Here is an 11,565-nt window from a genome sequence, read left to right as displayed (position 1 = left end):
CAAACGGACACTGAAGGTCAGCGATTTGACGCATTGAATCTGCGTCGTAGGGAAGGTAAAGCAAGATGGTACAGGTGAGAGCACACCAGCCGATCAACACTGACGGCAGTATCAATCTCGAGGCTTGGCTCGATCACGCGGTCAGTGTCGATCTGGCACTGGATCGCGAAGCCTTGAAAGAAGCCTGCGAGTTCGCTCGCGAGGCCGAACAACAGTCCAATGCCAAGAAGAATCTGTGGGCCGAAGGCTCGGGCAGTTTCAGTACCGGTCTGGAAATCGCCGAGATCCTCGCCGACCTCAAGCTCGATCAGGATTCGCTGGTCGCGGCGGTCCTGTATCGCGGCGTACGCGAGGGCCAGATCGAACTCGCGGCCGTCGGCCAGCGCTTCGGTCCGGTGGTGGCCAAGCTGATCGACGGCGTGCAGCGCATGGCGGCTATCAGTGACAGCCTCAGCCCGCGTCAGTCGATGGTCATGGGCACGCAAGGGCAGGTCGAGAACCTGCGCAAGATGCTCGTGGCGATGGTCGACGACGTGCGTGTCGCACTGATCAAACTCGCTGAACGCACCTGCGCGATCCGTGCGGTGAAAACCGCTGACGACGAGAAGCGTAACCGTGTCGCCCGGGAAGTCTTCGACATCTATGCGCCGCTCGCGCACCGGCTCGGCATCGGTCATATCAAATGGGAACTGGAGGACTTGTCCTTCCGTTACCTGGAGCCGGATCAATACAAGCAGATCGCCAAGTTGCTCCACGAGCGACGGCTCGATCGTGAGCGGTTCATCGCCGACGTGATGACCCAGCTCAAGGACGAATTGCAGGCCACCGGGGTTGATGCCGACATCAGCGGCCGGGCCAAACACATCTATTCGATCTGGCGCAAAATGCAGCGCAAGGGTCTGGAATTCAGTCAGATCTACGACGTGCGTGCGGTGCGCGTGCTGGTCCCGGAAATGCGCGACTGCTACACCGCGCTGGGCATCGTCCACACCCTGTGGCGGCACATCCCGAAAGAATTCGACGACTACATCGCCAACCCGAAAGAGAACGGCTACCGCTCGCTGCACACGGCGGTAATCGGCCCTGAGGGTAAAGTGCTTGAGGTGCAGATTCGTACGCACTCGATGCACGAAGAAGCCGAACTCGGCGTCTGCGCGCACTGGCGCTACAAGGGCACCGACGTCAAATCCGGTTCGAATCACTACGAAGAGAAAATCTCCTGGCTGCGTCAGGTCCTCGAGTGGCACGAAGAGCTGGGCGATATCGGTGGTCTGGCGGAACAGCTGCGCGTCGATATCGAGCCGGATCGGGTCTACATCTTCACTCCCGACGGTCACGCCATCGACTTGCCGAAAGGCGCGACGCCGCTGGACTTCGCCTACCGCGTGCACACCGAGATTGGCCACAACTGCCGTGGCGCGAAGATCAACGGCCGCATCGTGCCGCTCAACTACAGCCTGCAGACCGGTGAGCAGGTCGAGATCATCACCAGCAAGCACGGTACGCCAAGCCGCGACTGGCTGAACTCGAACCTCGGTTACGTCACCACCTCGCGGGCGCGGGCGAAGATCGTCCACTGGTTCAAGTTGCAGGCGCGCGACCAGAACGTTGCCGCCGGTAAAACCCTGATCGAACGCGAACTGACGCGCCTCGGTCTGCCGGCGGTGGATTTTGACAAGCTGGCCGACAAGGCCAACATGAAAACCGCCGAGGACATGTTCGCCGCCCTCGGTGCCGGCGACTTGCGTCTGGCGCAACTGGTCAACCTCGCGCAGCAACTGGTCGAGCCGGAACGCGGCAACGAACAGCTTGAGCTGATTCCGCGCAAGGCTACGGGGTACAAACCGGGCAAGCGCGGCGACATTCAGATCCAGGGCGTCGGCAACCTGATGACGCAGATGGCCGGCTGCTGCCAGCCACTGCCGGGCGACGCGATTGTCGGTTACATCACCCAGGGCCGTGGCGTGAGCATTCACCGTCAGGACTGCGCCTCGGTGCTGCAGCTGGGCGGGCGTGAGCCGGAGCGGATCATTCAGGTCAGTTGGGGGCCGGTGCCGGTGCTCACTTATCCGGTCGACATCGTCATCCGCGCCTACGACCGTTCCGGTCTGCTGCGTGACGTATCGCAGGTGCTGCTCAACGAGCGCATCAACGTGCTGGCGGTCAACACCCGCTCGAACAAAGAGGACAACACCGCGTTGATGTCCCTGACCATCGAGATTCCGGGTTTGGATGCACTGGGGCGATTGCTCGGGCGGATTTCGCAGTTGCCGAACATCATCGAAACGCGGCGTAACCGTACCCCTTGAAGATGACTTCGATTGATCGTTCCCACGCTCCGCGTGGGAACGATCAAGATCGCAGAAAGGGTTGAGTGAGATTTTTATGTACAGCCTTGAAGACCTGCTCCATCTGATGAACCGTCTGCGCGATCCGCAGTTCGGTTGCCCGTGGGACATCAAGCAAACCTACGCGACCATCGTCCCGCACACCCTCGAAGAAGCCTACGAAGTGGCCGATGCCATCGAGCGCGGCGACTTCGATCATTTGCAGGGCGAGCTCGGCGATCTGCTGTTCCAGGTCGTCTATTACAGCCAGTTGGCCAAGGAAGAAGGGCGCTTCGAATTTGCCGGGGTGATCGACAGCATCACCCGCAAACTGATCCGTCGTCATCCGCACGTGTTCCCCACTGGCGATCTTTACGCGCCACTGGATGTACCGCGCTTGACCGAAGAACAGGTCAAGCAGCGTTGGGAAGAGATCAAGGCCGAAGAGCGCGCGGAGAAATCCGCCGCGCCCGAGCAACTGTCACTGCTCGATGATGTGCCGGCAACGTTGCCGGCCTTATCCCGTTCAGCCAAGTTGCAGAAGCGTGCCGGGCAGGTCGGTTTCGACTGGCCGCACGCCTTGCCGGTGCTCGACAAGGTGCGCGAAGAGCTCGATGAAGTGCTCGAAGCGATGGCTGAAAACGATCCGGTCGCTGTGGCTGACGAGATCGGCGACCTGCTGTTTTCCGTGGTCAATCTGGCCCGGCATCTGAAGGTTGATCCGGAAACCGCACTGCGTGGCTCCAACGGCAAGTTTGAAAGACGTTTCCGTTTTATCGAACAGGCATTGCGCGACACCCACCGTCCCATAGAAGATTGCACCCTCGAAGAGTTGGACGCCCTGTGGGGCGAAGCCAAACGTCAGGAAAAGAATGCGCCCAGCTGCGGCTGAGCAACTGCCCTAGTGAGTAAGCCCGATGAGTATTTCCCTTCGCGACCAGTTGCTCAAAGCAGGTCTGGTCAACCAAAAGCAGGCCAAGCAGGTCAGCAAAGACAAGCAGAAGCAGCAACGCCTGGCCCACAAAGGTCAGGTCGAACTGGATGACTCGCAACAGCGCGCCGCTCAAGAAGCCATGGCCGAGAAGGTCAAGCGTGATCAGGAGCTGAACCGCCAGCAGAAAGAGAAGGCGGATGCCAAGGCGCGTGCGGCGCAGGTCAAGCAACTGATCGAGGTCTCGCGTCTGCCGAAGCTGACGACCGAGGACTACTACAACTTCGTCGACGACAAGAAGGTCAAGCGCCTCTCGGTCAACACGCTGATGCGCAACAAGCTCAGCAGCGGTTCGCTGGCGATCGTGCACCATGCCGGCGGCTACGAAGTGATCCCGCGTGAAGCGGCTCTGAAGATCCAGGAGCGTGATCCGCAGCGCATCGTCCAGCTCAACGTGCAGACCGAAGAGGTCAACGCCGAGGACGATCCGTATGCGGCCTACCAGATCCCTGATGATCTGATGTGGTAAATCGATAAAGCTGTAACAACGACAATTTGTGGCGAGGGAGCGTGCTCCCGCTGGATTGCGCAACAGGCCCTGCTCTTGTGTTAAAGAACAGGGTCGCTTCGCGCCCCAGCGGGAGCAAGCTCCCTCGCCACAGTAATGTTTGTCTGGACGCTTTGAGTCAGGCGGATTTCAGATCCCGCTGCTGTTCTTGCACTTCGAGTTCGGCCTTGTAGTTGTGGGCGTCGATCTCGTTATGAAACATGCCGACCAGCAAGTCTTGCTGATGCACATCCCAGATGCGGATACCGGCGGCTACGCCTTCGTGGGACATGTGTGAATCGTCGCGTTCAGTTACTTTTACAGTCATCTGCTAGCTCCAAATCTCAAGTTATCTGCAGCAAGGCGTGTGCAGGACTCTTTTATATTATTTGTTAGCTTGCTAAGTAAACGCTCAGTTTGTGCAATGTATTTTTGCGAAAACCGCAACAGTGCTACAGCCCACGGAATCCGCGACATTCGGTCGCAGGCCGCTAAGTTTCATGACAGAAGTTTCATCTCCAGAACACCCAATCCCCCTGTTGATCGTTCCCACGCTCCGCGTGGGAATGCCTCTAGGGACGCTCCGCGTCCAGTGACGCGGAGCGTCACGGGCTGCATTCCCACGCAGAGCGTGGGAACGATCAAGATCGCAGCCTTCGGCAGCTCCTACATAAGGGATTTGTGTCGGCCGTGAGTTTTCTGCAGGCGAAAAAAAACGCCCCGAACCAGTCGGGGCGTTTTTGTGTGTGGCTCAAGCGGGGGGAATTACTTGCCTTCCCAGCGCTTCAGTACCAGCGTGGCGTTGGTGCCGCCGAAGCCGAAGCTGTTGCTCATCACGGTGTTGATGGTGGCGTTCTCGCGGGTCTTGGTCAGCACCGGCAGATCGGCCACTTCAGGGTCCAGCTCGTCGATGTTGGCGGAACCGGCAATGAAGTTGCCTTCCATCATCAGCATGCAGTAGATCGCTTCGTGAACGCCGGCAGCGCCCAGGGAGTGACCGGACAGGCTTTTGGTCGAGCTGATCGCTGGAGCCTTGTCGCCGAACACTTCACGCACACCTTTCATTTCCGCGACGTCGCCGACCGGAGTCGAGGTGCCGTGGGTGTTCAGGTAGTCGATCGGGGTATCAACGGTGGACATCGCCATCTGCATGCAGCGGATCGCGCCTTCGCCGCTTGGGGCAACCATGTCGTAGCCATCGGACGTTGCGCCGTAGCCAACGATTTCGGCGTAGATCTTGGCGCCACGGGCCAGAGCGTGTTCCAGCTCTTCAACCACGACCATGCCGCCACCGCCAGCGATGACGAAACCGTCACGGTCTTTGTCGTAGGCACGGGAAGCCTGTTCCGGGGTGTCGTTACGCTTGCTGGACAGAGCGCCCATGGCGTCGAACAGGAACGACTGGCTCCAGTGCTCTTCTTCACCGCCACCGGCGAAGACGATGTCCTGCTTGCCCATCTGGATCTGTTCCATGGCGGTACCGATGCAGTGAGCACTGGTGGCGCAGGCAGAAGCGATGGAGTAGTTCAGGCCCTTGATCTTGAATGGCGTGGCCAGGCAAGCGGAAACGGTGCTGCTCATGGTCCGCGTTACACGGTATGGGCCAACGCGTTTCACGCCTTTCTCGCGCAGGATGTCCAGCGCTTCCATCTGGTTCAGCGTGGAAGCACCGCCGGAGCCAGCCACAAGGCCGGTACGCGGGTTGGACACTTGCTCTTCGGTCAGGCCGGAGTCAGCAATGGCGTCTTTCATGGCCAGATAGGCGTAAGCCGCTGCGTGGCCGACAAAGCGATAGATCTTGCGATCGATCAGCTCTTCAAGGTTGAGGTCGATGGAGCCGGAAACCTGGCTACGCAGACCCATTTCAGCATATTCCGGGTTGAACCGGATGCCAGGGCGGCTTGCACGCAGGTTAGCGGAGACGGTCTCTTTGTCATTGCCCAGGCACGAAACAATGCCCAGACCAGTGATAACGACGCGGCGCATGCGAATAACCCTTAGAAGTTGTCAGTGGAGGTGAACACGCCGACGCGAAGGCCTTCGGCGGTGTAGATTTCGCGACCGTCAACAGACACCGAACCGTCGGCAATGGCCAGGTTCAGCTTGCCCTTGAGGACGCGCTTGATTTGAATGTTGTAGGTGACTTTCTTGGCGGTCGGCAGCACCTGACCGAAGAATTTCACTTCGCCCGAACCCAGCGCACGGCCACGGCCCGGCAGGCCTTGCCAGCCCAGGAAGAAACCAACCAGTTGCCACATGGCATCCAGACCCAGGCAGCCCGGCATCACCGGATCGCCTTCGAAATGGCAGGCGAAGAACCACAGGTCAGGGGTGATATCCAGCTCGGCGACCAATTCACCTTTGCCGTACTTGCCACCTTCTTCGCTGATATGGGTGATGCGATCCACCATCAGCATGTTCGGGGCGGGCAGTTGCGCGTTACCTGGGCCGAACAGCTCACCGCGACTGCAGCGCAGCAGATCTTCCCGAGTAAAGGCGTTTTGTTTGGTCATGCGAGCTCCTCAATAATCCCATGCGGCAGGTGGGGCAAATCTTCCCGACCGATCGACGCGTTCATGCCTCGAACCGGCAGCCTACTCATAGACTATTGCGTTGTGGTGAAAGTCACAGCACCAAGGACATGAATGTACACTTGTGCACTGAAATTTTTATTCAAGCCCCTTTTGAGGCTTGTTCGGGTGCCTAAGACTGCCGCACTTTCGCTTTTCACGCCAGTCGCAGATGGTCGAAAGGCCCACACTACGACACCCAGCGCTGCAGAATCTGCTGCAGATCATTACGTTTGAACGGCTTCGCCAGATAATCGTTCATGCCCGCCGCCAGGCAGGTTTCGCGGTCACCCTGCAAGGCGTTTGCGGTCAGGGCGATGATCGGCACTTCGCTGTGTCCCGGCAGGCGCCGGATCTGTCGCGTGGCTTCGTAGCCATCGATGATCGGCAAGCGGCAATCCATCAGAATCACTTCGAAATCATTGTCTGCAGCGCTGCTCACGGCCTGCGCGCCATCGGTGGCGACGCTGACAGTAAAGCCCAGACTGCGCAGCATCGCTTCGATAACGGTCTGATTGACCGGATTGTCTTCCACCAGCAAGACATTGCGACCTTCACCATGGGCCTTGCCGTTGAGCGCGCGTGGCGCGGCCAGTGGCGGCAGCGCCTGCTTATAGAGGGCCAGCGGGATTTCCAGGGTGAACACCGAACCGCGACCTTCCTCGCTCTGCGCGCGCAAGGTGCCGCCCATGCGTTCAGCGAGGGTGCGCGCGATCGGCAGGCCGAGGCCGGTGCCGCCGTAACGCCGCGAAATCGAGCTGTCGGCCTGCTGGAAGGCGTTGAACATCAGCTCCAGGCTCGCCGACGAGATACCAATGCCGCTGTCGCGCACCGAGCAGGTGAACCACAGCAACTCGTGGTCCAGCGATTGCCATTGCGCCTCGATGCTGACCCGGCCCTGTTCGGTGAACTTCAGCGCGTTGCCGACCAGGTTGACCAGAATCTGCCGGATCCGTGTCGGATCGCCCTGCACCTGCAAACCGCGCATGTCGTCGGGAATTTGCAGGTGCAATGCCAGGCCGCGTTGCACCGCACTGTGCTGGAACGACTGCGCGCAGGCACCGATCAGCTCGGTGAGGTTGAAAGGTATGTGCTCCAGTTCCAGTTCCGAACGTTCGATCCGCGAGAAGTCGAGAATGTCGTTGATGACCTTCAGCAAATGCTCGGTGGACTCCGACGCGAGGGCGGCATATTCGATCTGCTCCTCGGTCATCTCGGTGGTTTCGAGCAATTGCAGCATGCCCAGTACGCCGTTCATGGGGGTGCGCAGTTCATGGCTCATCATCGCGAGGAAATCGGATTTGGCGTTGTTGGCCTTTTCCGCTTCTTCGCGCGTCTGGATCAATTGCGCCATGGCCTGATGCTGTTCGCGGCTGGCCTGCTCCAGCGCCTGGGCGAGATTGTTGATGTGCTGCGACAAGGCGCCCAGTTCGGTGTCATCGACAATCGGCAGCGGGGTTTTATAGTCGCCGTCCTGAATCGCCTTGACCGCGTTGCCGATGTCGCGAATCGGCTGCGACAGGCTGCCGGCCAGACGCCGCGCCAGGACAAAGGTGAAGAGCAGGGCGAACAGCGCCAGAATCCCGGCCTTGAGCAGAATTTCCTGCTGGCGCTGACTGAAGGCATCGTTGGACAGACCGACAATCACGCGTCCCAGATAATCCTCGGCGGCCGCTCCATTGCTGACTTTGCCGTCCTGAAAGAAATCATTGTGCAGGGAGATTCGCTGCAGCCGTACCGGCGCCTGAAACACTTCGACCTGATGCGGGCGATTGTGCGTGTCCGCTGGTTGCTCGACGTACACCAGAATCCGGTTGGCGCTGTCCTGTACTTCGAGAAAACGCACATTGGGCGTGGCCAGCGTGGCTTTGAGCAGACTTTCCAGCACTTCGTTGTTGCCGGAAATCACCCCGTACTCGGTGGCGGGCGCGAGTTGGTTGGCGATCAGTTGGCCGGTGTGATTCAGCTCCTGGCGCAAATCCTGGATGCGCACAAAGGTGAAGAAGCTGATCAACAGCAAGGTCAGCAACAACGCCGGGCCCAGGCTGATCAACTGAGTGCGGGTGTTGATGTCCCAACGGCGACGGAAACTCATGGGCGGCGTTCTCCTTCAGCCAGCGCTCTGGCGACAGACGCATCATTCAGCGGTTCGATACCTAGTGAACGAGCCACCTGCGCATTACTTGAAACGTTAAAACGTGCGGGGTAGAGCGATCGCGGCCATGTAGCCGAGGGCTGGTCGAGCAATTGATCGAGGATCGCCAGCCAGTCGTTCTGATCGCTGTAGCTACTGGCCAGGCTGCCGGCACGGACGAAGGCGACGTTGGGGCCGACCAGCGCGACTTGCCGCGAGTAGCTGCTGAGCAAGAGGTTTTTCGCGGTCTTCGGGTTGTACAGATCGGGATCGTCGAGGCCCAGCAACACGTCGCTGTTTTTCAGCACGGCTTGCAGCGGACGACTGTCGAGGGTGTTGTCCCAGCGCTGGCTGACGATTTGCAGATTCAGCGGTTGTGCGGCCAGATTCAGTTCTTTCAGCAGAAACTCGCTGTGCTGATCAAACAGCACACCGACCCGCCGTGCCTGCGGCAAAATCCTTCGGATCAATTGCAGTTGCCGACTCAGCGGCGGATCGCTCCACAGCAGGCTCAAGTGCGCAGGTTCGGCGTCACCAAAGCGCTGGCGGGCCTGCAGGCGGCTGATGCGCAACACCAGCGTTGCCGGGCCTTTGGAATCTTGCAGGCGCCAGTCGAGACTCGGCAGATCGAGCAGGATCAGGCGCAGGCTGGCCGGCAGTTTACCCGGTGCCGGCAGACTGGCCAGCGGCTGGAAACGCACGTTGTCGGTCGGACGCAATTCGCTCAATGCCTGTACGAACGCTTGCACGCCAGGACTTTCCTCGGCGCCGGTCAGCAGAATGTCCGCAGCCTGCACCGCGACACCGTGCAGCCACGCGGTCAAAAACAGACAGACCCCGGCCAGCCAGTGGCCCAGGGTTGGCGTCTTCCGTGACAGGCCGTTGCGCATCCTAGAACTCCAGCTCGGCGCTGAAGTACATCACCCGGCGTTCGTCGTAGTTGTTATCGACGAAGGTGGTGGGCTCGTGGTCGAGGCGCTGTTGCAGCACTCCGGCCAATTGCAACTGTGCCTTGCCCAGCGGGATGCGTTTGGCGATGCGTGTGTCGACGCGTTCGAAGCGGTAGCCATTGAGCGCGTTGTCACCGTAATAGAAGAGGGCGCTGTTCCAGCCGTGGCCCCAGTCGCGCAGCCAGCCGGCGGAACCGCTGTTGCGTGAGGTGAATTGCTGATCCAGCGGATTGCTCGCCTCGGCATCGACAAAGGCGTAAGTGAAACGCAAGCGGTCGGCCCGGCTCACGCGCCAGTCGAGCTGGGTTTCAGTACCGCGAAAACGTGAGCTGTTGGCGTTGCTGGCGATGTACTGGTTATTGCGCAATGGCTCGCTGATCATCCCGGTTATTTCGTCGTAGAACAGCTTTACGTCGAGTGCCAGGCCGAGTTCGGCAAAATAGCCGTTGTAGCCCAGCTCGCGCGAGCGCATGTGTTCCTGATCGAGATCGCCCGGGCCGCGCGTCTTGACGAAGTAACGCGCCGAAGACTGTCCGTAGGCCGAGGGCCGCAGGTTGTTGACCTGATAGCTCCAGTTGACATTGTTCTCGAACATGTCCGGTGAGCGGATCGCTTCCGAGTACACCGCGCGCAGGCCATGGCGCGGATTGATCAGATAGTTGACGGCAAAGCGCGGCGTCAGCGAGCTGCCGATCAGTTGCGTGTCTTCGAACATCGCCCCGCCCTGTAACAGCCAGTGTTCAGTGGCGCGCCATTCGAGTTGGCCGAACGCGCGCCACGTGGTGTCGTCCAGCGTGCCATTGAAATAGGTTTCGGAGTCGGCGCGGTCGTAACGATAGTTCATGCCGCTGACCAGACGCAGGCTGTCGGACAGGCTGAGGGTATCCTGCAACTCCAGGTCGTAGCGCGATTCGCGGGCGCTCTGGTCGATGTCGCCGCACAGGGTCTGGCTGGCACCGTTGCGCCATTGATCGAGCACCTGATTCGCCAGGGCCATTTCCTGCGGGGTGCCGGGCGCCGCGCCGGGGCCGGTAAACCGGGTGATGTTGCGCGCCAGACGTTCGGTGTAATTCGGGTCGAGTTGCCACAGTTGGGTCAACTCCGGGCTGAACGACACCTCGGCGTCACAGGCGCGCCAGGTTTGCTGACGATCCCAGTGTTGCGCCGAGCCTTGTATATAGAGGCTGTGTTCCGGGTTGATGTCGAGATTCCAGCGCACCGAACCGGCGTAATCCTTGGCCACCACGTCGGAATTGTTGCCGGCGGCGGTAATCCCCGAGAACACCGGACGGTAGGTGTAGGGCCGCTGGTTGCTGCCATCTTTGGCGTTGACCTGCCAGTCGAGACTCTGGTCGTCGCTGAGGCTGTGGCTGACCGCAAGACTGAAACGGTTCAGACGGCGGCTGTCGCGATAATCGGCGCCGCTGCGATCAGTGTCGAAGCCGTCGTCTTCCTGGCCGGACAGCGACAGGCGCAAATCGCCGCCATTCCAGCCTGTGCCCTGACTGGCGTAGAAATCGTTGATGCCACGTTGGCCGCGGCTGTATTTCAGGCGTGTGCCGTGGCTGTCCGCCGGGTTGCGGGTGATGATGTTGACCACCGCCATCAGCGCGTTGGCGCCATAGCTGACGGTATTCGGGCCGCGAAAGACTTCGATGCGCTCGATGTCTTCCATGGCCACCGGGATGTCACTCCAGTCCACCGTGGCCAACCCTGCGCGGTACACCGAGCGGCCGTCGATCAGCACCTGCATGCGCCGCGCTTCAGTGGCGTTGGTGCCGTGGTAATTGACCGCCGCCTGATTGCCGCTGATGTTGCCGACCATCATCCCCGGTACCAGCCGGAGCAATTCGCTGATGTCGCGGGCGCCGCTGGCATCGATCAATTCGCTGTCGATGACGGTCATGCTCCCGGGCACTTCTGCCGGTGTCTGTTTCAGGCGCGTGGCCGTCAGCACTTGCGGCAACGTTTCGCTGTCGACAAACAGGTCGTCCGCCTGCACCAGCGGGCTGAACAGCAGCGCCAGCAGCAGGGACGAACGCGGTGGGGGAGGAGCAAAAAACACAACGCAGCCTTGATCGTAAAGATTTGGCGCGCATGTTAACC

Annotated in this window: 9 protein-coding genes; 3 read left to right on the top strand and 6 right to left on the bottom strand. The window is 60.1% G+C overall.

Going from position 1 to position 11,565, the window contains the following annotated elements:
• Window positions 1-65: 65 nt before the first annotated feature.
• From relA to QOL84_RS26385, 3 genes are all read left to right on the top strand, one after another.
• Window positions 66-2,309 carry a GTP diphosphokinase gene (gene relA, locus QOL84_RS26395; protein ID WP_129395074.1) on the top strand — a complete coding sequence of 748 codons (2,244 nt, stop codon included), beginning with the start codon at window positions 66-68 and terminating at the stop codon, window positions 2,307-2,309.
• Between the two features lie 76 nt (window positions 2,310-2,385).
• Window positions 2,386-3,219, top strand: a complete 834-nt coding sequence (gene mazG / locus QOL84_RS26390; RefSeq protein WP_283439135.1) for a nucleoside triphosphate pyrophosphohydrolase — start codon at window positions 2,386-2,388, stop codon at window positions 3,217-3,219.
• Between the two features lie 25 nt (window positions 3,220-3,244).
• Complete coding sequence (locus QOL84_RS26385; protein WP_129395073.1) at window positions 3,245-3,787, top strand: DUF2058 domain-containing protein; 543 nt, start codon at window positions 3,245-3,247, stop codon at window positions 3,785-3,787.
• Between the two features lie 157 nt (window positions 3,788-3,944).
• Here QOL84_RS26385 and QOL84_RS26380 read toward each other — a convergent pair whose 3' ends face one another.
• From QOL84_RS26380 to QOL84_RS26355, 6 genes are all read right to left on the bottom strand, one after another.
• On the bottom strand, window positions 3,945-4,133 hold the full coding sequence (locus QOL84_RS26380) for a hypothetical protein (RefSeq protein ID WP_007917473.1): 189 nt from the start codon (window positions 4,131-4,133) through the stop codon (window positions 3,945-3,947).
• A 437-nt stretch (window positions 4,134-4,570) separates the two neighbouring features.
• Window positions 4,571-5,791 (bottom strand): beta-ketoacyl-ACP synthase I, encoded by a 1,221-nt coding sequence (gene fabB, locus QOL84_RS26375; protein ID WP_008087472.1) that lies wholly within the window; start codon window positions 5,789-5,791, stop codon window positions 4,571-4,573.
• An 11-nt stretch (window positions 5,792-5,802) separates the two neighbouring features.
• On the bottom strand, window positions 5,803-6,318 hold the full coding sequence (gene fabA, locus QOL84_RS26370) for a 3-hydroxyacyl-[acyl-carrier-protein] dehydratase FabA (RefSeq protein ID WP_010211704.1): 516 nt from the start codon (window positions 6,316-6,318) through the stop codon (window positions 5,803-5,805).
• A 247-nt stretch (window positions 6,319-6,565) separates the two neighbouring features.
• Complete coding sequence (locus QOL84_RS26365) at window positions 6,566-8,470, bottom strand: response regulator (protein WP_283439134.1); 1,905 nt, start codon at window positions 8,468-8,470, stop codon at window positions 6,566-6,568.
• Window positions 8,467-9,399: an ABC transporter substrate-binding protein gene (locus QOL84_RS26360; protein ID WP_129395070.1), complete on the bottom strand. Its 933-nt coding sequence runs from the start codon at window positions 9,397-9,399 to the stop codon at window positions 8,467-8,469. The genes QOL84_RS26365 and QOL84_RS26360 overlap by 4 nt, the downstream gene beginning before the upstream one ends.
• A 1-nt stretch (window position 9,400) precedes the next feature.
• Window positions 9,401-11,524 carry a TonB-dependent receptor plug domain-containing protein gene (locus QOL84_RS26355; protein ID WP_283439133.1) on the bottom strand — a complete coding sequence of 708 codons (2,124 nt, stop codon included), beginning with the start codon at window positions 11,522-11,524 and terminating at the stop codon, window positions 9,401-9,403.
• Window positions 11,525-11,565 lie beyond the last annotated feature (41 nt).

The organism is Pseudomonas helmanticensis, from assembly GCF_900182985.1.
GTDB classification, from domain to species: Bacteria; Pseudomonadota; Gammaproteobacteria; order Pseudomonadales; family Pseudomonadaceae; genus Aquipseudomonas; species Aquipseudomonas helmanticensis.
The sequence above is the reverse complement of the archived record's forward strand: the minus strand, read 5'-3'. Positions and strand labels throughout refer to the sequence as shown.